A 25,521-nucleotide genomic window follows, 5' to 3' on the forward strand; every position below is an offset into this window, starting at 1 on the left:
TAGTTCCTTTCTCATAAGCTCACATTTATTATGGCTCACTTAAAACGGATTGACAAGATGCTTTCAAAGTAAACTGACAGCAAAATCAAATTTATGATTTTGCACGTACATTCCTTCACAAACTTACATTTTCCCGTTAAAGTATTACTGTTACGAAAAAATCGTGCGTTAGGGGTATACTCGTGAAAAAAACTTTAAGACTGCAAACACGGCTGACGATCTTTGTGTGTATCGTTGTCCTGATCTCCCTTTGTATCACATTCTTTACGATATGGTCGGAAACAGCCAAGAACATTCATCAGCAGGAGCGTGACATTGCTCTGTCTACTGCCAAAATGGTCGCAGAGGCACCGATCACAGCACAATCATTAGAAGATCATTCATATTCAGCATTACGAAAATATACAACAAATGTTCAGCAAATCACCAAAACCGAATTCGTTGTCGTCATGGATATGAAAGGTATCCGCAAAACACACCCGAATCCGCATAAGATTGGGAAACGGTTTGCCGGCGGTGATGAAAAAGCAGCATTACAGGGAAAAGAACATATTAGTACGGCTTCTGGAACACTCGGCAGATCCATGCGTGCTTTTGTTCCTGTTTATGATCAAAATGGTAAGCAGCTCGGGGCTGTAGCCGTAGGGATTACGTTAAAGGAAATTGACTTGATTATTCATCAAAGCTTACTTCCACTCTACTTCGTCACATCACTCAGCCTCCTATCTGGCATCATCGGGGCACTCATTGTGGCAAGAAAAGTGAAGAAGATTATGTTTGGACTTGAGCCGGATGAGATTGCCACATTGCTAAAAGAACGAAGTGCCATGCTAGAATCAACAAAAGAAGGGATTCTTGCCGTCGATCAGCGCGGTAAAATCAAGCTGGCCAATGCAGAGGCAAAACGACTCTTTCATAATATGGGCATTATGGTTGACCCTAGAGAACAAGATGTTCAAACTCTCCTCCCTTCAAGCGGCTTAAAACAGGTCATTGAAACACGCAAGCCGCTGCTTGATCGTGACGTGAGAATGAATGGACTGGAGCTCGTTTTTAATGAAGTACCAATTACAGTAAATGATGAGATTGTCGGGGCCATCGCCACCTTCCGTGACAAAACAGAAGTCAAACACCTGGCTGAGCAGCTTAGCGGGGTCAAAATGTATGCGAATGCCCTCCGTGCCCAGTCACATGAATTTATGAACAAGCTTCATGTCATTTTAGGTTTGGTCCAGCTCAAAAACTACGATGACCTTGGTACCTACATCAAAGATATTGCCATTTATCAGCAAACGGAAACAAATGAAATCATCAACCATGTGAAAAACTCTGTTTTAGCAGGATTTTTACTAGGAAAACAAAGCTATATCAGGGAACAAGGCGCTTCCTTGGAGGTTATTTGCAGCACACAAGTGCCAAATACGGAGGACCCGGCAGTGACGCATGACCTCATTACCGTGATTGGCAACCTGTTAAATAATGCACTCGATGCGGTTTCACATACTGAGACGAAAAACATCTCGATCTCCTTCAGATACGTTCAGGAGCAGCTTCACATTGAAATCACGGACACAGGTGTTGGTCTCACAAAAGAAGAACAAGACATCATGTTTGATCAAGGCTTTTCAACTAAAGGAGAAGACCGAGGTTTCGGACTCTACTTCGTTGACCAAAGCATCAAGAAATTGAATGGACATATGATTGTCACGAGTGAAAAAGGAGAAGGAACGACCTTTAGTCTCCGCATTCCGTATAAACAAAAGGAGGATTCACATGATTAATGTGTTAATAGTAGAAGATGATCCAATGGTTGGGGAGCTGAACAAACGCTACCTGACCCAAATCGATGGCTTTGAGTTAAAGGGGATTGCCACCTCTTTTCAGCAAGCACTTGAAGTGTTAAAAACAGAAGTCATTCACCTCGTACTGCTCGATATTTATATGCCAGGTCAAAATGGGCTGGCATTACTAACAGAAATTCGCCAGCAAAATCATGCCGTTGATGTCATTGTCATTTCGGCTGCAAATGAAGTGGACGTTGTTCAGCAAACGATGCGAAACGGAGCGGTTGATTATTTAATCAAACCTTTTGAGTTCGAACGATTCCAATCAGCACTGGCAGAGTATAAACGGAAACACGCCCTGTATCAATCCATGAACAGCATTTCGCAAAATGATTTAGATGCGAAGCTTTTTCATAAAAAAGCAGAGGCGGAAAAAGTCCTCCTGCCAAAAGGCCTGACCAAAAGCACACTCAAACTCATATGGACAAGCATTCAATCATTTGGTCAGCAGGCTTTCACGACCGAAGACCTAGCCAATCATACAGAAATCTCTCAAGTCTCCATTAGAAAATATTTGAAATTCCTTGAGGACATCGAAGTGGTGGATGTTGAAATGGCTTATGGGACAATTGGACGTCCTGTTTTCCAATATAAACTGAACACGAGCAATATGAATTTGATTCAGCAATATCTTTAAAATGTTACATCTGACCTTCACGAAAGGCCAGATGTTTTTTTATGGCATACGATGTAACAAACCCCTTGATATCAGTGGTTCTACTGTAATAGAGCACATCACAAAAGCGGCATTATATCATATTTCGGCAGATAAAAAGACATCAAATAAAGCCATTTAACATTTTTTTAAAAATAAAACAAATTTCTATTTATTTATTCGATGGGAAATGATAAATTATGATTGATTAGTTCAACGAGATATAAGTCTGATGTCTTACATCTTCTCTCCTGCCCTCCATAAGTTTCATGAGAAAGCAGGATAAAATACCCTCTTTAGGGTGAGAAGAGATAGATCGGTCTTTTTTCGCGAGACTTTTCTGAAACTTTTAAATTTTATAGGGGGTTATGTTTTGAAGAAGCGCAAAATTGGACTAGCATTGTCCTTAGTCGTAGCAGCAGGAACCATCCTTGGAGCATGCGGCAACTCTGGCTCAAACAGCGGTGAAAGCAAAAAAGATAAAGATCAATTCACTGTTGCAATGGTAACTGATGTCGGTGGTGTCGATGACAAATCGTTTAACCAATCAGCTTGGGAAGGTTTACAAGCTTTTGGGAAAGACAACAATCTAAAAAAAGGTAAAAACGGCTTTGATTACTTACAATCTAAATCAGATGCTGACTATACAACAAACTTAAACACACTTGCTCGTGAGAAATTCGATCTGATTTACGGAATTGGTTTCTTAATGGAAGATGCTATATCTGAAATTGCGGATCAACGTAAGAAAAACCACTTTGCTATCGTTGATGCAGTCGTGAAAAAAGACAACGTGGCCAGCATCGTGTTTAACGAAAACGAAGGATCATTCCTTGTGGGTGTTGCGGCTGCTCTTACAACAAAATCAAACAAAATTGGTTTTGTCGGCGGCGTTGATTCCGAATTAGTCAGAAAATTCGAAGTCGGTTTCCGCGCAGGTGTTGAAGCAGCGAACCCAAAAGCAAAAGTTGAAGTGAAATATGCTGGTGCATTCGATAAGGCTGACATCGGTAAAGCAACAGCTGAAAGCATGTACAAATCTGGCGTCGACATCATCTATCATGCTGCTGGCGGCACTGGAACTGGTGTCTTCACAGAAGCGAAAAACCTGAAAAAAGCAGATCCTAACCGTAAAGTTTGGGTCATCGGTGTAGATAAAGACCAGTATGACGAAGGAAAAGTACCTGGAACAAAACAAAGTGTCACCCTTACTTCTATGGTTAAGAAAGTAGACACAGCGGTACAAGACTTAACAACAAAAGCAAAAGATGGTAAGTTCCCTGGCGGCGAAGTGATCACATACGGTCTGAAAGAAGGCGCTCTTGACATCTCTCCATCTAAGGAAAACCTTGATAAAGATGTATTAAAGAAAGTGGAAGAATGGAAACAAAAAATCATCAAGGGCGAAATCAAAATCCCTGCAACACGTGATGAATTAAAAGATTTTAAAGCTTAATTTGAGCATCGGGATAAGCGCGCCTTATCCCCTTGCCTCTCCTTTACCTCCTCTTTATTCGTAAAAGGTGGTAAAAGAAAAGCTGCAGCCTCGTTTTGCAGCTTTTCTTTTGCTAGTTTTTATCTTCATCAGCACCCTAAAAAAGGAGCGGTTAAACCTGTGGATTATGTCATTGAAATGTTGAATATACGCAAAGAATTCCCTGGCATTGTAGCAAACGACAACATTACGCTGCAGCTAAAAAAGGGCGAAATTCATGCGCTGCTTGGTGAAAACGGCGCTGGAAAATCAACGCTCATGAACGTGCTTTTCGGACTGTACCAGCCTGAAAAAGGTGAAATCAAGGTACACGGAAAACCCGTGACCATCTCTAGTCCAAATGATGCTAGTGATTTAGGCATCGGAATGGTGCATCAGCACTTTATGCTTGTCGATACCTTTACTGTCGCTGAAAACATCATTTTAGGTAAAGAGCCAAAGAAGTTTGGAAAGATTGACAAAGAGCAAGCCATACAGCAAGTACAAGAGCTTTCTGACCGCTATGGTTTAAAAATAGATCCTGCCGCAAAAGTATCTGACATCTCTGTCGGTATGCAGCAGCGTGCAGAAATCTTAAAAACACTTTACCGCGGCGCTGACATTTTGATCTTCGACGAACCAACGGCCGTTTTAACACCTCAAGAAATCAAAGAACTCATACAAATCATGAAAAACTTAATCAATGAAGGCAAATCCATTATTTTAATCACCCATAAGCTGAAAGAAATTATGGATGCCTGTCATCGCGTGACCATTATCCGAAAAGGTCAAGGTATTCGTACACTTGATGTGGAAAACACAAATAAAGACGAACTTGCAAGCCTCATGGTTGGTCGTGAAGTGTCATTTAAAACAGACAAAAAAGCTGCTTCTCCTGCTGAGGAAGTTCTTCAAATTCAAGACCTCACAGTAAAAGACGCCAGAGGAATTGAAGCGGTCAAACAGTTAAACCTCTCAGTAAAGGCTGGCGAAATTGTTGGAATTGCTGGGGTAGACGGCAATGGCCAGTCTGAATTAATTGAAGCCATTACCGGTCTAAAAAAATCAGAATCTGGCACGATCATGCTAAACGGGAAAGCCATTCAAAATCTCCCGCCTCGTAAAGTGACCGAATCTGGGATTGGACATATTCCTCAGGACCGTCATAAACATGGACTTGTACTCGATTTTTCAATTGGAGAAAACATTTCCTTACAAACGTATTATCAGCGTCCTTATTCAAAATTCGGCTTATTGAATATGAAGAATATTTATCAAAAGGCAAAACGAATCATTGCGGAGTATGACGTCAGAACACCGAGTGAATATACAGAAGCGCGCGCCTTGTCAGGCGGTAACCAGCAAAAAGCCATTATCGGCCGTGAAGTGGACCGTAATCCTGATTTATTAATCGCCGCTCAGCCGACACGAGGACTTGATGTTGGTGCGATTGAATTTGTTCATAAACGTCTCATTGAGCAAAGAGACTCTGGCAAAGCTGTTTTGCTCATCTCCTTTGAGCTTGATGAAATTATCAATGTTAGTGATAAGATCGCTGTCATTTTCGAAGGCAGCATTGTGGCCATTGTTGATCCAAAAGAAACAACAGAGCAAGAGCTTGGCCTATTAATGGCTGGAAGTACGCAACAGGAAGTGGGGAAGAAAGCAAATGTCTAATCGCTTAACAAATCTGCTGATTCCGCTTATAGCCATTGTACTTGGTCTTTTGGTTGGGGCCATTATTATGCTGGCAAGCGGTTATAGTGTCATCGAAGGCTATGGCGCCCTTTGGAATGGCGTTTTCGGTGAAACCTATTATATGGGAGAAACCATCAGGCAAGTGACACCTTATATTTTATCAGGTCTTGCTGTTGCCTTTGCATTTCGGACAGGCCTGTTTAATATCGGTGTCGAAGGTCAAATGCTTGTTGGCTGGGTAGCTGCTGTATGGATTGGAACAACTGTCCATGCACCTATGTATATTCATCTGCCGCTTGCACTCATCACCGCAGCTGCTGCAGGTGCTCTATGGGGCTTTATTCCCGGATTTTTAAAAGCTCGTTTTTATGTGCATGAGGTCATCGTCACCATCATGATGAACTACATTGCCCTTCATGTCACAAACTATTTAATCTCAAATGTCTTAACAGATAATAAAGATAAAACAGATAAAATCGATGCCACTGCCTCGCTTCGCTCTGGATTTTTTGAGCAGATCACTGATTTCTCCCGGATGCATAACGGTATTTTTGTTGCCATTATTGCGGCGGTCGTGATGTGGATCATTATTCAAAAAACTTCTAAAGGGTTTGAGTTACGGGCTGTTGGAATGAATCAGCAGGCATCACAGTATGCTGGCATGAACGTTCGCCGCAATATCATTTATGCGATGCTCATTTCAGGTGCTTTTGCAGGTCTTGCAGGCGCTATGGAAGGCCTTGGTACATTTGAATATGCCTCTATTAAAGGCTCGTTTACAGGCGTAGGTTTTGATGGAATTGCTGTCGCTTTATTAGGTGGAAATACGGCTGTTGGTGTTGTCCTTGCTGCATTATTGCTTGGTGGACTGAAGGTCGGTGCATTAAATATGCCGCTTGAATCAGGCGTACCGACTGAGGTTGTTGATATTGTCATTGCGATCATCATTCTTTTCGTCGCCTCAAGCTATATTATTCGTCTTGTGATTCAACAAATGAAGAAAAAGGGGGGAAAATAAGTGGGATTTCTGCAAATACTTGAAATCATCGTCCCAGCTACACTTGTTTATGCTGCACCACTTATTTTAACCGCTCTTGGAGGCGTCTTTTCAGAAAGATCAGGTGTTGTCAATATCGGTCTTGAAGGTTTGATGGTCGTCGGAGCATTTTCCAGTATTATCTTTAACTTATTTTTTGCTGATACGTTTGGAGCCTTGACCCCGTGGCTTGGGCTTCTCGTTGGAATGGCCGTTGGCGGATTGTTCTCACTGATTCATGCAGTTGCGACCATTACATTCCGAGCTGATCAAACGGTCAGTGGTGTGGCCATTAACATGCTGGCACTTGGCGCTACACTGTTTGTCGTAAAACTGATTTACGGAAAAGCACAAACTGATAAAATTACAGAACCTTTCTATAAAGGAGATATTCCCCTTTTAAGTGACATTCCGATCATTGGTGATATTTTCTTTAAAGATGTTTATTATACGTCCATACTTGCTTTAGCCCTTGCGGTTGTTGCATGGTTTGTTTTATTTAAAATGCCATTTGGTCTTCGTCTTCGTGCAGTCGGAGAGCATCCAATGGCAGCAGATACAATGGGAATCAAAGTGTACCGGATGCGTTATATCGCTGTCTTCATTAGTGGACTGTTTGGCGGTCTGGGCGGGGCTGTTTATGCCTCAACGATCGCGCTTGATTTCTCCCATGCCACCATTACTGGACAAGGCTTTATCGCACTAGCTGCGCTTGTATTCGGTAAATGGCATCCATTTGGCGCAATGGGAGCTGCTTTATTCTTTGGATTTGCTCAAAGCTTAAGCATCATTGGTTCTCTCCTGCCGCTGTTCCAAGATATACCGAATGTTTATATGCTCATAGCACCATATGTGCTCACCATTTTAGCACTTACTGGCTTCATCGGACGTGCCGATGCACCGAAAGCACTTGGTACACCTTATTTAAAAGGAAAACGATAAATACGATGTATGATCAATCCCCTGAAGGACAAACTATCTTCAGGGGATTTTTGTATGATAAAAAACTCAAAAACTCCTGTTTATTTTACTTTTATTACACTTATTTTAGTTTAATAAATAGATGAGTGTCACAGAATCTTCTACAATTGAGACAAATAGCATTTGGGGGTGTTTATGTGGCTAATGCACAACAATTGAAATCGATTACAGACGATTCTGACAATAATAAAAGCGTTTTCCGTAAGATCATGTCTTGGAAAATTGGTGTTATTGATCTACCTGTGTATTTAGTACTTGCAGCGATTATTTTAACTGCCGCTTATTTTAATAAAATTCCAGCAAATATGCTTGGTGGTTTCGCTGTTATTATGATTTTGGGGATTTTCCTTGGAGATGTAGGACAACGTATTCCAATCTTAAAAGATATTGGTGGACCGGCGATTCTTTCTTTATTCGTACCATCGTTCCTGGTCTTTTTTAATGTTCTAAATCCGAACTCATTGGAAGCGGTTACGTCTCTTATGAAAACGTCGAACTTCCTTTACTTCTATATTTCTGCTCTTGTAGTAGGAAGTATTCTTGGCATGCAGCGAACTGTTTTAGTACAAGGCCTTATTCGTATGTTTGTCCCTCTAGTTGCAGGTACAATTGCAGCTGTGAGTGCTGGTATCCTTGTCGGCCTTTTAGTTGGTTACACACCGCATCATTCATTCTTCTTTATTATTGTACCGATTATTGCCGGTGGTGTTGGAGAAGGGATTTTGCCATTATCTATCGCTTATTCACAAATTCTTGGTGTATCAGCAGAGTCATTAATTTCTCAATTAATCCCTGCGGCTGTCATTGGGAACGTCATTGCCATTATCTGTGCTGGCGCAATGAAGAAGCTTGGTGAGAAACGTCCTGAACTGAACGGGAATGGCCGTCTTGTGAAATCTAAAGAAGCAAACGAAATTTTCGAGCAGCCGGATATGGATGCAAAAGTTGATTTCGGTTTAATGGGTGCTGGTGTACTCGTTGCTTGTACAACCTTCATCTTTGGTGGTTTGTTAGAAAGCTTCGTTCATATTCCAGGTCCAATCTTAATGATTGTTCTTGCTGCTTTAATCAAATACTTAAACGTGATGCCTCAGCATCTTCAAAATGGCTCACAGCAGTTCTACAAGTTTGTATCAAGAAGTTTTACATGGCCGCTAATGGTTGGTCTTGGTATTCTATACATTCCACTTGATGATGTAGCAACTGTCATCTCAATTCCATTCGTATGCGTATGTATCGCTGTTGTACTCGCAATGGTTGGTTCTGGTTACTTCGTTGGAAAACTAATGAACATGTATCCAGTAGAATCTGCTATTGTCACTGGCTGTCACAGCGGACTTGGCGGTACTGGTGATGTTGCCATTCTTTCAGCTTCTGGAAGAATGGGTCTTATGCCTTTCGCACAAGTATCTACACGACTTGGCGGAGCAGCAACTGTTATCTGTGCAACGATCTTACTCAGAATGTTTAGTTAAACTACCACACATAAAAAGCATGAGCTCTCACATGGGCTCATGCTTTTTTATATTTCTTTTCTCCTATAGGATCTCTTATTCATCAGCTAATACAATTCGTAAATATTCCCTGGGCTGAAAAGGATACAGCTTGGTTTCTTGATAGCTCATGTGAAGAAGATGCTCAGAAAACAGAGGCCATTCACTCCCGGCCTGCCACCTTTTTTGATCATTTCGGTCAATCAAGAATGCTCCTCCTAAAATCGTGCAGAATAGGCTTAAGCTGATGGCGATCTTTCGTTTCATTTGATCAGCTCCTTTAAGAAAAGCATGTACGAAAAACAAAACAATATACAATGAGTGTCATTTTTGATAAAATTATTTTTGTGGTCAAAAGAACCTAAAACAAATACAGTTTGCTTGAAATCGTTTCAAACCAATGCACTATGGCTGTATTTACGCTATAATTTTAATTACCAGTTCTTTAGAACGTGAATTTATATTGATCAAAGGAGGTTCATTTTCTTGCAGCTTATTCACTTCGCCATCCTATCACCTTTTTTACTCGCTTTTGTTGTACCTTTCCTTTACAAATATGTGAAGCGTATACATACAGGATGGTTTGTTCTCATCTTGCCGATTCTTTTATTTACCTATTTCATCCAAATGTTACATATCACTTCGAATGGACGAACGCTTTTCTCACAGGCTGAATGGATTCCATCTTTAGGGATGAATTTCACTGTGTATGTCGATGGTCTCAGCCTGTTATTTGCTTTATTAATTACAGGTATCGGTGCACTTGTGGTACTGTACAGTATTTTCTACTTATCAAAGGAAAAAGAACAGCTTGGCTCTTTCTACACGTATTTGCTCATGTTTATGACCGCGATGCTGGGTGTCGTTCTTTCTGACAACATGGTGGTTCTATACTTGTTTTGGGAGTTAACGAGTATCTCTTCCTTCCTCTTAATTGGGTATTGGTATAAGCGTGAGCGCTCTAGGTATGGAGCAACGAAATCACTGCTTATTACTGTTTTTGGCGGATTAGCTATGCTTGGTGGCTTCATCCTCATTTACCTGATTACTGATTCATTCAGTATTCGTGAAGCAGTCAATCAGCTTCAGTTCATTATGGCATCACCTTACTTTATCCCTGCCATGATCCTAATCTTACTAGGTGCCTTTACGAAATCAGCGCAGTTCCCATTCTATATCTGGCTGCCAGATGCAATGGAAGCACCGACCCCTGTGAGCAGTTATCTGCATTCTGCTACGATGGTGAAAGCCGGTATTTATCTTGTTGCCCGCTTCAGTCCAATCTTTGCTATATCAGAGGTATGGTTCTGGACCATTTCCATCGTTGGACTTGTCACATTATTCTGGGGATCATTCCACGCCGTCCGGCAAAACGATTTGAAAGCCATTCTGGCCTATTCGACGGTGAGTCAGCTCGGCATGATTATGCTCATGCTTGGCGTCGGCTCAGCTGCGATTCATGAAAACAATCCTGCCTTTTTTGGCGCAGCCATTCTTGCAGCTATTTTTCACCTCATTAACCATGCTACGTTTAAAGGAAGTCTCTTTATGGCAGCTGGTATTATCGATCATGAAACAGGAACTCGTGACATTCGAAAATTAGGCGGATTAATGACGATCATGCCGATTACCTTCACAATTACGTTAATCGGTACATTTTCAATGGCCGGATTACCGCCATTTAACGGTTTCTTAAGTAAAGAGCTATTTTTCACAAGTATGATACGAATTTCTGACATCAGCTTTACGGACGTTTCAACATGGGGTGCTATCATCCCAGCACTTGCTTGGCTCGCTAGTGTCTTTACGTTCATTTATAGTATGATGCTCCTCTTTAAAACTTTTAGAGGCCGTCTGAATATAGACCAATTGGAGAAAAAACCGCATGAAGCACCGATCGGCATGCTCATTCCGCCAATCATTCTCGCTGCACTTGTGGTCACCTTCTTCTTTTTCCCTAATATTCTTGCCTATTCTGTCATCGAACCCGCAATTGCGGCGATCATTCCTGAAGCGATTGAAACAGGAAGCCGTTTTTCTGTGAAGATTGAAGCATGGCATGGCTTCCAGCCAGAGCTCTATATGACAATAGGTGTTGTTGTACTCGGAACAATCGGCTACTTGACGCTTTCAAAATGGCGTCCAATGTACAACATCTTTAAGGAAAAATGGTCATTTAACGCTTTATACGACCGCTCTCTTATCGGTTTGGAAAAAGGGTCATACCGCCTGACAAACAGTTATATGACTGGTTTTCTTCGTGACTATCTTGTCTATGTGTTTGGGTTCATGATTATCGTCATTGGCGGCGTGATGTTTTATCAGCAGGCCTTTTCATTTCAAACAGATCAGGCTGCCTCAATTGGCACGTATGAGGTGATTCTTTCACTTGTGATGGTGGCGGCGACGATTGCAACAGTATTCGCAAGCTCACGATTAACAGCTATTATTGCTCTAGGTGTCATGGGCTACACGCTGTCATTATTCTTCGTGATTTTCAGAGCACCTGACCTTGCGCTGACGCAGCTGATTATTGAAACGATTTCTGTCGCACTGTTTTTGCTTTGCTTCTATCATTTGCCGAAGCTGAGCTTAAAGCAAAAAACGAGAAGATTCAAAATGACCAATTTCATCATTTCATTAGGTGTTGGGGTTGTTGTCACTTGTCTAGCTTTCGCTTCCACAAGTCAGCAGTCACTTGATACCATCTCAACTTACTTTATTGAAAACAGCTACAAACTTGCTGGCGGTGACAATATTGTCAATGTCATTCTTGTCGATTTCAGGGGCTTTGATACCCTTTTTGAAATTACTGTGCTCGCCATTGCGGCACTTGGTATTTATGGGTTATTAAAAACACAAGCAAAACGGAAGAGAGGTGTGCGGCGATGAGAAAGATTGATACGAATGATATGCTTTTGCAAGTCACAACAAAAATCACAGCATTCATCATCTTGCTCTTCTCCCTTCACCTATTTCTTGCGGGGCATAACAATCCTGGCGGCGGATTCATCGGCGGCCTGATGAGTTCTGCGGCTGTCGTTCTTCTGCTTTTAGCCTATGATCTGAAAACAGTAAGACGCATTTTGCCTTTTGACTTTATTTATGTAGCTGGAGCCGGTTTGCTCGTTGCGATCCTGACAGGTATGGGATCCTTTCTATTCGGTGCACCTTTTCTATCACATGCATTTGATTATTTCCAATTACCGTTTTTAGGAAAAACAGAACTAGCGACAGCCGTCCTGTTTGATATCGGGGTGTATTTGGTCGTTGTTGGTGTCACCATGACCATTATTCAAATGATTGGAGAGAAGGAATAATGGAATTTCTAATGTCTATTATCGTCGGAATTATTTTTATGGCGGCGACCTATTTGATGCTGTCAAAAAGCCTTCTGCGGGTCATCGTCGGTACTGCTGTTTTGAGTCACGGCGTCCACTTGCTTCTTTTAACAATGGGCGGCTTAAAAAAGGGAGCGCCTCCCGTTCTAAAAGAGGGGCTCACATCCTATGTAGATCCATTGCCGCAAGCATTAATTTTAACAGCCATTGTCATTGCTTTTGGTGTGACATCCTTATTACTTGTCATGGCCTTCCGAGCCTTCCAAGAGCTGCGAACAGATGACATGGATCAAATGAGAGGAAATGATCAGCATGAATAATCTCGTGATCCTGCCTATTTTAATTCCATTACTAGCTGCTACACTATTGATCTTTATGAATAAAAACATCATGCTGTCAAGAGTTTTTAGTGTCTTGGCATCTCTCTCAGCCATTATATGTAATGCATATTTGGTTCAAACGATTTTCACAAATGGGATACAAACCCTTTATTTAGGCGGCTGGAAAGCGCCATTTGGGATTGCCCTTGTGGCCGATCAATTTGCTGCACTCCTTGTGCTGACCGCTTCCGTTGTCGGGCTTGTGACAGTCCTCTTCTCCTTTCAAACGATTGGGAAAGAAAGAGAGCGGCTCTTCTATTATTCTGGCGTGCAGTTTTTGTTAGCTGGCGTGAGCGGAGCCTTTTTAACGGGAGATATATTCAACCTGTTTGTCTTCTTTGAATTACTGCTGATGGCATCTTATATGCTCATTGTATTAGGCGGGTCAAAGCCTCAGCTTCGTGAATCACTCAAATATATTGTGTTTAATATCATCTCGTCGGCATTATTTATTGTCGGAGTTGCCTGTTTATATGCAGTGACGGGTACGCTCAATATGGCTGATTTAAGTGTGAAAATAGCTGAATCAGGGCAAACAGGGTTAATCACTGTTATTTCCATCCTGTTCCTCATTGTATTCGGCTTAAAAGCTGGGATCTTCCCGCTTTATTTCTGGCTGCCAGGATCGTATCATGCGCCGCCAGCAGCGATTTCAGCTCTTTTTGGGGCTTTGCTCACAAAGGTTGGCTTATATGCGATTGCCAGAGTCTTTACATTAATTTTTATACATGATACAGGCTTCACCCATACACTCATGGCGTGGCTTGCCGCACTGACGGTGATATTCGGTGTGATTGGCTCGATCGCCTATTCTGATGTGCAGAAGATCGTGATTTATAACATTGTCACAGCAGTTGGGGTCATTTTGTTTGGATTTGCAGCCAACACACCTGCATCACTCCAAGGAGCCATTTATTATCTTATTCACGACATGGTGATCAAAGGGGCTTTATTTATGCTGGCAGGTGCCCTCTTTGTATACGCTGGCACAAACCAACTGAAAAAAATGGGCGGACTGATTCAATCCCAGCCTCTATTGGGATGGATGTTTTTCATATCGGCTTTATCGCTTGCAGGAATTCCGCCGCTGAGCGGCTTTGTTGGGAAACTAAAAATTGTGGAAGGTGGATTTTCTGCTGGACACATGACGTTTTCTATCCTGGTCTTACTGTCAAGTCTTCTTGTCCTCTACTCTATTATGAAGATTTTCATGTCCGCATTTTGGGGCGAGGAACAGGATATGCGAAGAAGAAAGCCGTCAATTAAAGGAATGGTGTACCCTGGCGTACTGCTTGTCGTCTTATCGCTCGCCATTGGGTTAGGGACAGAGTTCATTGCCCCTTATATCAATCAAGCAGCGGAAATGCTCTCTACACCAGAAAAATATATTCAAGCTGTGCTGAAGGAGTAGATGAACATGGCCTTTCAAATATTACTAAACGCTCTCCTCGCCTTTACATGGATGTTTATGAATGATACATACAGAGCCGCAGACTTTGTATCAGGGTTTGCATTAGGGATGATCGCCATTTTTATGCTGCGTCGATTTTTCCCGCAGCGTTTTTACGGCTATGCCCTTTATGCGATTTTCAAGCTTATCATCATTTTTATTCGCGAGCTGCTTCTTGCCAATTTAAGTGTATTAAAGACCGTATTATCTCCAAAGCTCAAGATTAAGCCCGGTATTTTCGCCTTTCGTACGGATTTGAAAACAGATTGGGAAATCACCATACTGGCTAATATGATTACATTGACACCAGGTACACTAGTGATTGATATTTCCGACGATCGTTCCATTTTATACATTCATGCGATGGATATTGAAGATGCTGAAAAAGCCATTCACGATATCCGGGTTTCATTTGAAAAAGCGATTCAGGAGGTGAGCGGTAAGTAATGGAACTCATTTTGCAAATTTCACTTGGCATTCTTGCGCTGTCTACCTTGCTTTTTGTGATACGAGTGATCAAAGGTCCGTCTATTCCTGATCGTGTGAGTGCGCTTGATGCGATAGGAATCAATTTAATTGGGATGACAGCCATCGTTTCAATTTTACTGAAAACCACTGCATTCTTTGAGATTATTTTACTGCTCGGTATCCTTGCCTTTATCGGTACTGTCGCTTTTTCCAAATTCCTTGAGAAAGGGGAAGTGATTGAAAATGATCGTCATCGCTAAAGCCATCGTCATTTTCTTTATCCTGCTAGGCGCTATCCTCTGTTTGATTTCAGCCATTGGTGTCCTTCGCCTGCCGGATGTTTACACACGTATGCATGCTGCATCAAAAGCATCGACACTTGGCGTTGTTCTGATTTTAGTAGGTGTGTTTTTTCATGAATGGTTTCTTGCAGGCGTTATTTCTGCAAAAATCCTTCTCGGCATCGTATTCATCTTCCTGACAGCACCAGTCGGCGCACACTTAATCGGAAGAGCCGCCTACAATACTGGTGTTAAGCTCGACAAACGCAGTGTCCAAGATGATTATGGCGGTTTCCGTAACTTTGTGATTAAGCGGAAAGAAGATTCTTATTTATAAACAGCGAAAAAAAATGGCCTGACATGTTAGGCCATTCTTTTTTTATCGCTCAACGTGCATATAAAAAAAGCTTCCGCTGCACCGGGAGCTTTTTTATATGCGATCAATGACAGCAAGTGTGCATCTTGACGTACAGATGTGCCGGTCTCGATCATCTTTTATATCGATTTGAAATACCATTGTACGCCGTCCTACATGCACAGGAACAGCTGTCGCTGTCACAACTCCATCGCGTACAGATTTTAAATGATTGGCATTGATTTCAATACCTGAGCAAACTTGCTGCGTTAAGTCTAAATGAGCCGCAGCCCCCATGCTCGCCACTGTTTCTGCTAGAGCAGCAGATGCTCCTCCGTGCAGCAGTCCAAATGGCTGTTTTGTTCTGTGATCGACTGGCATTGTTGCAACGCATCGTGATTCATTGCACTCTACTATTTCAATGCCTAGTGCCTCAAGCAGTGTATTTGATCCGCTCACATTCATTAAGGCCCTCTCCCTTCACACGTTTACAGCACACTTTCAGACTTGGCAATTAACACCGCTTCTGTACGAGATCCAACATTCAGCTTATTAAAGATGGATGTCAAACTGTACTCAATTGACCGTTTGCTCAAATGAAGCACATCGGCAATCTCCTGGTTCGTGTATCCTTTTTCCACTTCTCTAAGGATCAAACACTCCCGTTCCGTTAAGAGATCGTGGTCAGTCTGCTGCGCCTGTTCTGGCTTTTCTTGCTGCTGTGAAATTAATTTCTTTAAATAGGACAGCTGAATGACAACTTCTCCTTGCAATGTCCGGTGTATGTATTCAATAATTTTGTCTTTCGTCTCTGTTTTACTAATTGCACCGTGTAATCCAGCCCGAATAGCCTCTTCAAAATAATCATCTACTTCATACCCTGTATAAATGATAATTTTCACTTGATGGTTGGTTTCTAAAATTTGTTTCGCTATGTCCATTCCATTGATATCCCCGAGATTTAAATCCATTAAAATCACATCATAGATGGAAAAGTCATGCGTCTTTAAAAAGGCGGCTTCTGCATCAGGACTTAAACAATCGACTGATAGCTGCTGGTCTGATTCTAATATGCTTTTTGTCCCTTCCATGACAGCCGGATGATCATCAATGACCAATATCTTCTTCATGTCTTCCTCCCTTTAAATCACTCACTTCCATTTTATATAAAAGACTTGGCTGATGCCAAGTCTTAATCCTTAATAAATGGTTACAATTCCATTTCAATTTTCACCTTGAGCCCTTTCCCCGGGGCTGTGTGAATTTGAAGCTTTCCATTTAATGCTTTCACTCGTTCTCTAATTCCCGAAAGCCCCATGCTCATTGTGTGCTGATCAAGATGACTTGCATCAAAACCGACTCCATCATCCTCATAGTGAAGAACAACCTGATCTTTAATACAAATTAGCATAACTAACACTTGAGTGGCCTTAGAGTGCTTCAGGGCATTAGATAACAGTTCCTGAACAATGCGGTAAATATTCAGCTGTGAATCAATATCAATGTCCAATTCTTTATCAAAGCGTGTCGTATTCAGCCTAATATGAAACGGTGCTTCCTCCTGAATTTGAGAAGTTAGCTTCGATATCGCCTTTACTAAACCTAAATCATACAGCAGCTGAGGCCGAAGCTCATGACATGTTTCTCTCGTCGTTTGAATCACTTTAGACATTTGATCGTTCCATGAGATAAGCGAATTTTCAATAGATGTCGGGCATTGATTGCTTTGGAAATTCGTTAAAAACATCTCCGACTGCCTTTTTAGTGATATCAAGTCCTGGAGTACGGAATCATGAAGATCTCTCGCTAAATCTGAACGCTGCTTCTCTTCCATAGCAAACATGATTTTCTTCAGCCACGCAGGATTGGCCTCACGCTGTTTCAAATCGTCAAGATGCTCCATCAACTCTTCGATTTTGACGACATTTTCTAAACTGACACTGGTGTAAAATGCCAATGTTTTCAACCAAGAAATCTCATCGCGTGTCAATTTCGGTGTCTGTATATTGGATAAGCAGCAAATCATAAACGAGTGACCGCCCCGCTCGCCAATTTTCATCATAAACCCTTTATCAAGCTCGATGATTTTACCAACTTCACCTAAAATATCTTGAAATTGATCCACGTATTCTTTCCATAGCTTACTATCATTTGTTGATTCATCAATTTCAATAATTTGTCCGTCAGCCTTCACCTCAAGCACAAAGGCTTTATTCACAACAAGCACTTCTAAAATGGTGTATTTCAAATGATACAGCACTTGATGAAGTGATGATGCCTCACGAATAAGCTGCGTGAATTTAAACACGCTGTCCTGGTAATTATGCTTCTCTGAAAAACGCTTCAGACGAAAACGGAAATCTAGAATTTCTTTGAAATAGAAAACAGCCAGCATGAGTGTATAGGTAATTATTGCGAGCTTCAGTGTGTACTTCAAATCTTCTGGTTTTTGCAGAATATAAAACGTGACAACAACAAAAATGGTCGGTGTAATGGCAAGAAATCCATAGTATTTCAGTCTACTAATCAAAAAATCCATATTGTAAAGTTTGTTCGTCATGAATTGATACACGAGTGAAAAAGGAATGAGCAAGACAAAAGAAGTTAAGAAAAAGGGATCTACGACATAAATACGAAACAAAACATATGGAATTGCAAATAAAAAGATAAATGGACAAAATGCTATGATATTTATCATGACAAAAAACTTTAAAACAGACCCCTGCTCTGTCTCTTTATATTTCCGCATTCCATTGATAATCACTTTGAATGACATGATAATAGAAGCGAAAAAGAATAAAAGATTTAAACTTGGCATGTATCTGGCTATCACCGAATCAATTGGAACAATTAACTCTATTACTAGATTAATTATAGGAAGGCTATATAAAAAGCGAATCGTTTTTTGAGTCGTTAAATGCAGGTCAAACTCTTTGAAATATTGATAAATGAAATGAATATAAAAGATAAATACACTTGATAAACAAAATGTGATGACATAATGGCTAAATCTATCACCAATACCTGAAGTACCTGCACTAAGATATCCGATACAAATCGTTAATAAAAATAAAATTAAAAGGAATGCCGATTTTCGTTGGGCCTCTTTGTTAATTCGAATGATAAAGAAGATACAAAATAAACAAATTGAATACAGGATAAGAGGAATTAAATAGACAAATAAACTTTCTTGACCAATCAATGTCTTATTTTTTAGAGTGATCATTTGGTTGCCTCTTTGAATATCAATTCTTTGCACATTCCTAAGCTCACCATTGATCAAATGATCTTTGTTGTTAGCAGGTTCCCCATTGATTTTAAGTATAATATCTCCTTCTTCTAATCCTGATGTGTAGGCTAAAGAAAGATATTCAACTTTGACAACTTCTGCTTGACCGTTCTTGTTCTCCGCTACACGTGCTCCATTAAAAATATCAAATACATAAATATATGAAACATAGATCACAAATAAAAAAGACAGAAAAACCAAAAAAGCAGATAGTTTCGTATAAGTTATCTTCATGTATAAAACATCCTTAACTGGAGAACTTTTAAATCATTTTTTAAATGAATAGTATCATTTATAGTACCATATATAATCTGCAGACATTTGCCCTTTTTTAATGCCTTGAATAATTACTTTCATGGTTTGCTCATCTGTGTGAATTAAACTTGCATTCCCTAAGTCCAATTCATTCACAACACCAGGATTTTTCACTAAATATGCAATAACATTTTGAATGTTCAACCATTGCCCTCCTTTGTCATAAATGCACATAATTGTTCCTTCTTCTTCCCAGGTAAATCAAGTTGTTCCATTCCTCGCTTCATTTTTAACAGCATAATCTCTCTCATCGATACCATGTACTGAGTCAAACCAGCTTCAAGTAACTTCTGCTTCAGTTGAAACGGCTTTTGCTCAGACTCATCCAGCCGATTAGAAAAGAAGGAAAGAAGCTCTTGACTGGCATCGTTAAAACGTCTTTTTAAATAACTGAATGCCAGCGTTTGTTTTTTTTGAAAATCTCCGTTTGATTTTGAAAATAACGCAAAAAAATCGTTACTGATCTGTTCAGCAACACCATAATATATCGAATAAGATTCCACAGTGGCGTTTATTTTTCCTGTCGCTAAATAAACACCCAGTACGCTAGAAAGAGCTGTTAAAGATCCTGATTTTTTCCTTAAAACCTCTACACACTCTTCTTCTGTTCCATGCAAATGACGCAAATCCTCGTGCTGCCCTTCCATTGACATTTTGATGAAATGGAACAATTTCTCTATTAGTTGAGAATTATTTTCACATATAGATGTGATGAATTGGATACTCACCGTATACAAATACGTAGATGCATTGATGGCCACTCCTTGGTCGACGTTCATCCAAGGATACGAGTCATTGTCCTGATCTTCAATATCATCTAATATATCGGCAGATAAAATGAGAAGTTCAATCCCCGCTGCCAGTTTTGTAATCGCTTGCTTGTCTTGTCCGCCAAATGCCTCATAATGCTGGTAAGCCAGTTGACCAAGAGGAAATTCTTTTTTTCTATCTGTAAATTTCAGAAGCAGCTTTTGTAAATCATTCTGCCTGACTGCATGTTGAATAAAATCAGACATATTCTGCTTGATTTTTGTATTCTCTAGATAGTTTAGCATACTCGATCTTGTACCTCACCCTTTCGCCTTTTATTTTACTAAAAAGACATGAGCAAATGTCCACTGACATCGCTATTTAACAATTATATAATAATATATCCTTTTTTTGTATGTATTTGGATAAAAAAAAGACTTGATGATTATCAAGTCTTTAAGAAATTTTCACATATTCATATTTGTCGTATTGATCAATGCTTTTGTTAATGTTATGAAGAGAAGCCGTTGTTTCTCTGATTTCGTTTTCAAGTTTCCATAATAATTGTTTAAGTTCTTCGATTTCATACTTTTCCATCGATTCCACTCTCCTTTTTTGGAAGATCAATGTATTTGTGTATGGTGATTGGGTCATAAGTATTTGATCTGTTACTAACAGTGTAAATGTAATTGAGTATTTTTTCACCGAAAAGTATGCACAAAACGTGTGCGCGATACCGCAAAATTCAATAGGTCTTTTTTCATCATTTTCTGACTTTTCAAATCATACTTTTATCTCAATTTCAAGGGAATTGCGTCATTTTTGCGACAGAAATAGGCATCATTCGTCACACTTCTCTCCTAACAGAACGTACGATCCCCTCTATATCTTCGGTTTTGCGTGTCATAGGTCAGACGACAGACGCTATTGTGGACACCGCAATTTTTTGGCGACATTCACCGAAATTGACCGCAAAAGTACCTATTTTTATGCTGGAATTACAAAGATAGAAAGATCATTTTGATTCTTTATTCTGATTTTCTACATACATTTAGAACAGATATCCGTCCAATTTCACGCCAATGAGAGAAGAGGTGACCATGTGTTTTACTATGTACCTTATCCTGCTTTGCAGGTTCCCGCAATGAGCAGCGCATACCCGCCGCGCACGCCAATGACTTTTCCTCCAGTTGATGCCCACTCATTTCAACGAGCTGCAAAGGAATCAGCCCGTCTCGTTGCTGATGCTTCACTCATCACGCAGCAAATTTCCAGCTCCCTTCCGTTTGCGCAGCGCATCATGGAGGCTGCTGAGCGCTCTGATTCGACAAGTGTCATCCGAATGCTGAAGCAAATCGGGGTGAAAAGCGGTATTGATATCCGCTTTAGTCCAGAAGGCATTCGAATCTACTTGTCTCTTGCCTCCAGCAGACTTTTCCTTCTTTTACAGTGGGCATGACAAAGAAAAAGCCGCTCTCACGCGAGCGGCTTTTCTTAAGATTCAAACATTTTATGGCACCATTCAATGGCTTCTATATAACAGCCATAGGCTTCCTGTTTCGGGAGATTTCCATCGAACATTTCATCATCCCATTCATTTCGTTCAATACGTTTGGCCACACCTAGCACAAAAGAATAATCATTTTCATAGCCAAGCAGTGCCTCGCCAACTTCATCAGAAAGCGGCAGCTCCTTCACAAGTTCTGTGATATCTGCCCTGACTAGTGTATCAATGAGAGAAAACATGCCTGTCAGCATATAAGAGGCAGGGTGCTCCCGCTCAGTCCGATAGGCAATCAGTTCACACGTTTTGGCACGAATGAATGACATTTTGATAATTTCTTTTTGGCTTGAGTTAGCTTGGACATTCAGTTCTTTAAATGAAAGGATAAAGATCCAGCGCCGAATTTCATTAAATCCAAGTAGGATAATCGCCTGCCGGATACTCTTAATTTGATATAGACGTCTCATGCCGCCTGAATTCAGCATTTTTAATAATTGATATGATAGCGAAAGGTCACTTTCAATAAAATGAGTCACGGTCTGGATATTCGGCTGGTCCTTGCTTAACTCATTTAAAAGCTGATGGTACGCATGGAAGCTGGTCGATAATGCTCGTCCTGATATCACATGCGGCTCACTAAAGAAATACCCTTGAAACAGGTGGAAGCCCGCTTCTAGCGCTTCTTCATATTCTCTTCTCGTTTCTACTTTTTCTGCTAGAAATCGAAGGCGATACTTTTTATACGTATTCAGAATAGCTCTTCGTTCTTGCGTTGTCGTTTTCAGAAAGTCAATTTTTAAAATATCAATGCAATAGAGGAGTTCCTCAAGCAGCTTGTCACTATAATGTGTTCCGTTTAGAAAGAAATCATCAAGTGCAATCGTATATCCCCATTTTTTTAACTGCTTACATCTCATAATAAGTGCCGGGGTAATCGGTACATTTTCTAATATCTCGATCACAAGCTGATGCGGATCAAAATAGGTGAGCAGATCAGATGAAAGCAAGCTTTCGGTGAAATTAATGTAGCATCGTTTTCCTTCTGTCAGTGTTTCGATGCCGATATTTAGAAAACTGTTAATAATGAGGTCCGTTGTCGCTTGATCACCGTCTTCAGCGCTATATGTATTGGTTTCACTATCTCTATAAAGCAGCTCATATGATACGACTTGTTCTTTTCTGTTAAAAATAGGCTGTCTCGCAACAAACACCCTCAACTGCTCCAATCCTCCTTTATGCCATGACAAACAAGATGTGCTTTCAGTATACCAAATGATTGCGCTTTTAGTTCATTTTCAATCGGTCAAAATAAAAAAAAGAGACCATCTGGCTTGATGATCTCCCTTTCTTCTAATCATTCGCTTTCATAAAGCTCTTTTTTGATTTTATTTTTCACATCATGGATAAACTGCATTTTATTATCCCAGCATTTTTGACTCAAATCGACTGGATATTCTTCTGGTTTGCTGATTCGTTTGTATTCCTCCCAGAAGAGTCCAAGACTGTCCTGCACGTAGGCTTGAATCGTTTGAATATCCGGATTGTCATAGACAAGTTTACCTTGTTCAAAAATCGGGACGTGAAGATCTTTCGCCACAAAGTTTGTCACGAATTTACTAATAAATGTATGCACGGGATGGAACATTTTTAGTTTATCCTCACTATGAACATCTTCCTCTTCAAGTGCAATGTAGTCACCTTCAGAATGATGATTCAATTGATTGATAATGCGGTACACCCGTTTACGGCCTGGTGTTGTCACTTTCTCTGGGTTGGATGAAATTTTGATGGTATCATTCATTTTGCCGTTTTCTTCAATGGACACCAGCTTATACACTGCACCGAGAGCTGGCTGATCGAATGCTGTGATAAGTTTTGTCCCAACACCCCACACATCAATTTTGGCGCCCTGTGCCTTTAAATTCATAATGGTGTGTTCATCAAGATCGCTTGATGCAATGACTTTTGCATCATGGAATCCTGCTTCATCCAGCATTGTTCTAGCTTTTTTAGACAAGTATGCAAGGTCCCCGCTATCAAGTCTGACACCAATGAAGTTGATTTTGTCTCCAAATTCTTTCGCTACCTTAATCGCATTCGGAATACCTGATCTGACAGTATCATACGTATCGACTAAAAAGACACAGTCTGTATGTGTTTCAGCATATTTTTTAAATGCTGTATATTCATCACGGTATGCTTGTACAAGTGCGTGAGCATGTGTTCCTGATACAGGGATGTTGAAGCGTTTCCCAGCACGAACATTACTTGTTGCTTGGAAGCCGCCGATGAGTGCCGCTCTTGCTCCCCACATCGCCGCATCCATTTCATGTGCCCGTCTTGTTCCGAATTCTAATGCTGTCTCATCTTCAATGATTCCTTTAATCCGAGCTGCTTTTGTTGCAATCAGCGTCTGGAAATTCACGATATTGAGCAATGCCGTTTCGATTAACTGAGCTTCAACAAGCGTTGCCTCGATGCGCATAATCGGTTCATTCGCAAAGACAATTTCCCCTTCTCGCATTGAATGAAGTGTACCTGTAAAGGACAATCCGCTTAAATAGTCAATGAAATCGCTTTTATAACCAAGTTCATCTTTTAAATACGCGAGATCGCTTTCAGTGAAGGAAAAGTCCGATAAATATTCAATCGCTTTTTCTAAGCCAGCAAATACAGCGAAGCCATTGTCAAATGGAAGCTTTCTAAAGAAGAGTTCAAAGACTGCCTTCTTCTCATGTATGCCGTCTCTCCAATACGTTTCTGCCATGTTAATTTGATAAAGATCTGTATGTAGTGATAAACTGTCGTCATTAAACCGATGCTCCAACTTCCATTCTCCTTCCCTTACTTAACCACTTTCGCACCAAGCGACTGCTCAAAGTGAGAAAGTGCCCACTCGTGCCCCGCTTCATTAAAACTCGCCACAGCATTTTGGTGAATCACAAGTTCAAAGCCTTTATTGTACGCATCAACAGCTGTATGAAGTACACAAATATCGGTACATACGCCGGCTAAGTGAAGTTCCGTGATGCCGCGCTCGCGCAGTTTCATTTCTAATTGAGTGCCTGCAAAAGCAGAGTATCTTGTTTTTTCCATATAGTAGACATATTTTAAATGTTTTGACGTGTGAAATAGTGAACTTAGTTGTCCATAAAGTTTAATACCCTCTGTTCCGCGAATATTATGGGGCGGAAATAACTTTGTCTCTGGATGATAAGGATCCTCTTCTTCATGATGATCGACAGCAAAGACGACAAAGTGGCCTTCATCAATAAATGAAGAAGTGATCTCTGTGATCTTAGACTCAATCGCCTGTCCAGGCTTTCCGCATGTCAGTTTTCCATCGTCTGCAACAAAATCAACTGTATAATCAATACAAATCAACGCTTTGCCCATCCGCATCTCTCCCATATGCTCTTTTGAATCATTATATCTTATTCATTTCACTAGGGAAACCTATTCAACAGATTCATGAGAAAAAGCTTTTTGAAACAGTTCATCCTCTATATAAATGTGCTCCTGATTCACCGCACTTGGCATCTCTATGACAAGACCAAATGGAGAGTGCGCTTCATGATGATTCACCACTTTAAACGAACATCCAGCGGCATTTGCCATTTTCACATATTGAGAATAAGAAGCATAGGACAGTTCACCATTTAAAAGAAGGGAGGCCTGCCGATTGGCCTTCAATACTTGCTCCACCTCATGATACGGTTTATTTCTTGATACCTGTCCCTTTGTCAGGGCGAGAAGCGCTCGTTCCCTTAATGAACCAAGAAACATCCTGCGTTCATCGGGTTTTGTTTCAGCATGTCCAAATATCCCCTGCTGCAAATAAAAGTCTACGGATTCTTCTTTCATCGCTGTTTCCACTCCTGGTTTCTAAATTTACATTTCTGTGACCCAGTGCACAATCTTGAGTGCGAGGTCACGGGCTTCGTCTGTTTCTACTCTTTCCATTAAAGAATGTTCAAGTGTATGGATGAGCTGCTCTTTTTCGTCCTCATACGCAATGGAAATACTCCATTCAATGTCAGGTACAGCTACAAGCGTTTTATATTCTTTTTTATTTTCATGTAAATATACATTGTAGGTCTTTGGTTGTCCGCTTGTGATGTGTGCTTTTCTAATTTTCATTTGACTCTATTCACACCTCTTTTTTCTTCTTACATCCATATCCATTGTACCATAAAAAAAGACAGCT

General features: G+C 40.6%; 27 protein-coding genes. 15 read left to right on the forward strand and 12 right to left on the reverse strand.

What is annotated here, in order from left to right; genetic code table 11:
- Nucleotides 1-182 precede the first annotated feature (182 nt).
- The 7 genes from malK (at nt 183) to maeN (ending at nt 9,163) form a co-directional block, all read left to right on the forward strand.
- Nucleotides 183-1,781, forward strand: coding sequence for a malate sensor histidine kinase MalK (gene malK, locus AC3WTB_RS05840; protein ID WP_330545490.1), 1,599 nt, complete (start codon nt 183-185; stop codon nt 1,779-1,781).
- Nucleotides 1,774-2,481, forward strand: coding sequence for a response regulator (locus tag AC3WTB_RS05845; RefSeq protein ID WP_024423307.1), 708 nt, complete (start codon nt 1,774-1,776; stop codon nt 2,479-2,481). The genes malK and AC3WTB_RS05845 overlap by 8 nt, the downstream gene beginning before the upstream one ends.
- Before the next feature lie 391 nt (nt 2,482-2,872).
- Nucleotides 2,873-3,955, forward strand: a complete 1,083-nt coding sequence (locus tag AC3WTB_RS05850; protein WP_039181096.1) for a BMP family lipoprotein — start codon at nt 2,873-2,875, stop codon at nt 3,953-3,955.
- A 159-nt stretch (nt 3,956-4,114) separates the two neighbouring features.
- Nucleotides 4,115-5,650 carry an ABC transporter ATP-binding protein gene (locus AC3WTB_RS05855; protein WP_492333458.1) on the forward strand — a complete coding sequence of 512 codons (1,536 nt, stop codon included), beginning with the start codon at nt 4,115-4,117 and terminating at the stop codon, nt 5,648-5,650.
- Nucleotides 5,643-6,689, forward strand: coding sequence for an ABC transporter permease (locus tag AC3WTB_RS05860; protein WP_064498102.1), 1,047 nt, complete (start codon nt 5,643-5,645; stop codon nt 6,687-6,689). Before AC3WTB_RS05855 ends, AC3WTB_RS05860 begins: the two co-directional genes overlap by 8 nt.
- Nucleotides 6,690-7,649, forward strand: coding sequence for an ABC transporter permease (locus tag AC3WTB_RS05865; RefSeq protein ID WP_024423311.1), 960 nt, complete (start codon nt 6,690-6,692; stop codon nt 7,647-7,649).
- A gap of 176 nt (nt 7,650-7,825) precedes the next feature.
- Complete coding sequence (gene maeN, locus AC3WTB_RS05870) at nt 7,826-9,163, forward strand: sodium/malate symporter MaeN (protein ID WP_047203307.1); 1,338 nt, start codon at nt 7,826-7,828, stop codon at nt 9,161-9,163.
- Nucleotides 9,164-9,238: 75 nt separating this feature from the next.
- Here the strand turns inward: maeN and AC3WTB_RS05875 are convergent, their stop codons facing one another.
- Nucleotides 9,239-9,448: a hypothetical protein gene (locus tag AC3WTB_RS05875; RefSeq protein ID WP_024423313.1), complete on the reverse strand. Its 210-nt coding sequence runs from the start codon at nt 9,446-9,448 to the stop codon at nt 9,239-9,241.
- Nucleotides 9,449-9,667: 219 nt separating this feature from the next.
- On the opposite strand from AC3WTB_RS05875, the gene AC3WTB_RS05880 reads away from it, so the two are divergent.
- The 7 genes from AC3WTB_RS05880 to mnhG are packed head-to-tail and all read left to right on the forward strand — an operon-like array spanning nt 9,668 to nt 15,438.
- The gene (locus AC3WTB_RS05880) at nt 9,668-12,073 is read left to right on the forward strand and encodes a Na+/H+ antiporter subunit A (RefSeq protein ID WP_492333459.1); all 2,406 of its coding nucleotides are present in this window, start codon (nt 9,668-9,670) and stop codon (nt 12,071-12,073) included.
- Complete coding sequence (locus tag AC3WTB_RS05885) at nt 12,070-12,501, forward strand: Na(+)/H(+) antiporter subunit B (protein WP_039181111.1); 432 nt, start codon at nt 12,070-12,072, stop codon at nt 12,499-12,501. The genes AC3WTB_RS05880 and AC3WTB_RS05885 overlap by 4 nt, the downstream gene beginning before the upstream one ends.
- Nucleotides 12,501-12,842: a Na(+)/H(+) antiporter subunit C gene (locus AC3WTB_RS05890; RefSeq protein ID WP_024423316.1), complete on the forward strand. Its 342-nt coding sequence runs from the start codon at nt 12,501-12,503 to the stop codon at nt 12,840-12,842. The genes AC3WTB_RS05885 and AC3WTB_RS05890 overlap by 1 nt, the downstream gene beginning before the upstream one ends.
- Nucleotides 12,835-14,313 (forward strand): Na+/H+ antiporter subunit D, encoded by a 1,479-nt coding sequence (locus AC3WTB_RS05895; RefSeq protein ID WP_024425940.1) that lies wholly within the window; start codon nt 12,835-12,837, stop codon nt 14,311-14,313. Before AC3WTB_RS05890 ends, AC3WTB_RS05895 begins: the two co-directional genes overlap by 8 nt.
- Before the next feature lie 6 nt (nt 14,314-14,319).
- Nucleotides 14,320-14,799 (forward strand): Na+/H+ antiporter subunit E, encoded by a 480-nt coding sequence (locus tag AC3WTB_RS05900; RefSeq protein WP_059375889.1) that lies wholly within the window; start codon nt 14,320-14,322, stop codon nt 14,797-14,799.
- On the forward strand, nt 14,799-15,080 hold the full coding sequence (locus AC3WTB_RS05905; RefSeq protein WP_039181117.1) for a Na(+)/H(+) antiporter subunit F1: 282 nt from the start codon (nt 14,799-14,801) through the stop codon (nt 15,078-15,080). The genes AC3WTB_RS05900 and AC3WTB_RS05905 overlap by 1 nt, the downstream gene beginning before the upstream one ends.
- Nucleotides 15,064-15,438 carry a monovalent cation/H(+) antiporter subunit G gene (gene mnhG / locus AC3WTB_RS05910; protein ID WP_024423320.1) on the forward strand — a complete coding sequence of 125 codons (375 nt, stop codon included), beginning with the start codon at nt 15,064-15,066 and terminating at the stop codon, nt 15,436-15,438. Before AC3WTB_RS05905 ends, mnhG begins: the two co-directional genes overlap by 17 nt.
- A 93-nt stretch (nt 15,439-15,531) precedes the next feature.
- On the opposite strand, the gene AC3WTB_RS05915 is transcribed toward mnhG, so the two are convergent.
- From AC3WTB_RS05915 to degQ, 6 genes are all read right to left on the reverse strand, one after another.
- Nucleotides 15,532-15,921, reverse strand: coding sequence for a hotdog fold thioesterase (locus AC3WTB_RS05915; protein ID WP_039181120.1), 390 nt, complete (start codon nt 15,919-15,921; stop codon nt 15,532-15,534).
- Nucleotides 15,922-15,944: 23 nt separating this feature from the next.
- Complete coding sequence (gene comA / locus AC3WTB_RS05920; RefSeq protein WP_024423322.1) at nt 15,945-16,586, reverse strand: two-component system response regulator ComA; 642 nt, start codon at nt 16,584-16,586, stop codon at nt 15,945-15,947.
- Nucleotides 16,587-16,666: 80 nt separating this feature from the next.
- Nucleotides 16,667-18,979, reverse strand: a complete 2,313-nt coding sequence (locus AC3WTB_RS05925; protein ID WP_341084363.1) for an ATP-binding protein — start codon at nt 18,977-18,979, stop codon at nt 16,667-16,669.
- Nucleotides 18,980-19,033: 54 nt separating this feature from the next.
- Complete coding sequence (comX, locus tag AC3WTB_RS05930; RefSeq protein WP_181286101.1) at nt 19,034-19,204, reverse strand: competence pheromone ComX; 171 nt, start codon at nt 19,202-19,204, stop codon at nt 19,034-19,036.
- On the reverse strand, nt 19,201-20,115 hold the full coding sequence (locus tag AC3WTB_RS05935) for a polyprenyl synthetase family protein (protein ID WP_260774697.1): 915 nt from the start codon (nt 20,113-20,115) through the stop codon (nt 19,201-19,203). Before AC3WTB_RS05935 ends, comX begins: the two co-directional genes overlap by 4 nt.
- Before the next feature lie 151 nt (nt 20,116-20,266).
- Entirely contained in the window at nt 20,267-20,407 is a 141-nt protein-coding gene (degQ, locus tag AC3WTB_RS05940; RefSeq protein ID WP_003213123.1) for a degradation enzyme regulation protein DegQ, read from the reverse strand.
- A 505-nt stretch (nt 20,408-20,912) separates the two neighbouring features.
- Here degQ and AC3WTB_RS05945 point away from each other — a divergent pair.
- Complete coding sequence (locus tag AC3WTB_RS05945) at nt 20,913-21,269, forward strand: YuzC family spore coat inner layer protein (RefSeq protein ID WP_410559623.1); 357 nt, start codon at nt 20,913-20,915, stop codon at nt 21,267-21,269.
- Nucleotides 21,270-21,304: 35 nt separating this feature from the next.
- On the opposite strand, the gene AC3WTB_RS05950 is transcribed toward AC3WTB_RS05945, so the two are convergent.
- From AC3WTB_RS05950 to AC3WTB_RS05970, 5 genes are all read right to left on the reverse strand, one after another.
- Nucleotides 21,305-22,531, reverse strand: coding sequence for an EAL and HDOD domain-containing protein (locus AC3WTB_RS05950; RefSeq protein WP_047203313.1), 1,227 nt, complete (start codon nt 22,529-22,531; stop codon nt 21,305-21,307).
- A 137-nt stretch (nt 22,532-22,668) separates the two neighbouring features.
- On the reverse strand, nt 22,669-24,141 hold the full coding sequence (locus AC3WTB_RS05955) for a nicotinate phosphoribosyltransferase (protein WP_024423327.1): 1,473 nt from the start codon (nt 24,139-24,141) through the stop codon (nt 22,669-22,671).
- A gap of 17 nt (nt 24,142-24,158) precedes the next feature.
- Nucleotides 24,159-24,710, reverse strand: a complete 552-nt coding sequence (locus tag AC3WTB_RS05960; RefSeq protein ID WP_492333460.1) for a cysteine hydrolase family protein — start codon at nt 24,708-24,710, stop codon at nt 24,159-24,161.
- A 60-nt stretch (nt 24,711-24,770) separates the two neighbouring features.
- The gene (locus tag AC3WTB_RS05965) at nt 24,771-25,178 is read right to left on the reverse strand and encodes a YueI family protein (protein WP_268465247.1); all 408 of its coding nucleotides are present in this window, start codon (nt 25,176-25,178) and stop codon (nt 24,771-24,773) included.
- A gap of 27 nt (nt 25,179-25,205) precedes the next feature.
- A complete protein-coding gene (locus AC3WTB_RS05970) occupies nt 25,206-25,454 on the reverse strand; it encodes a YueH family protein (RefSeq protein ID WP_151284693.1) in 249 nt (82 codons plus the stop codon).
- Between the last annotated feature and the right edge of the window lie 67 nt (nt 25,455-25,521).

This window comes from Bacillus sp. EB106-04-04-XG123, assembly GCF_058791855.1.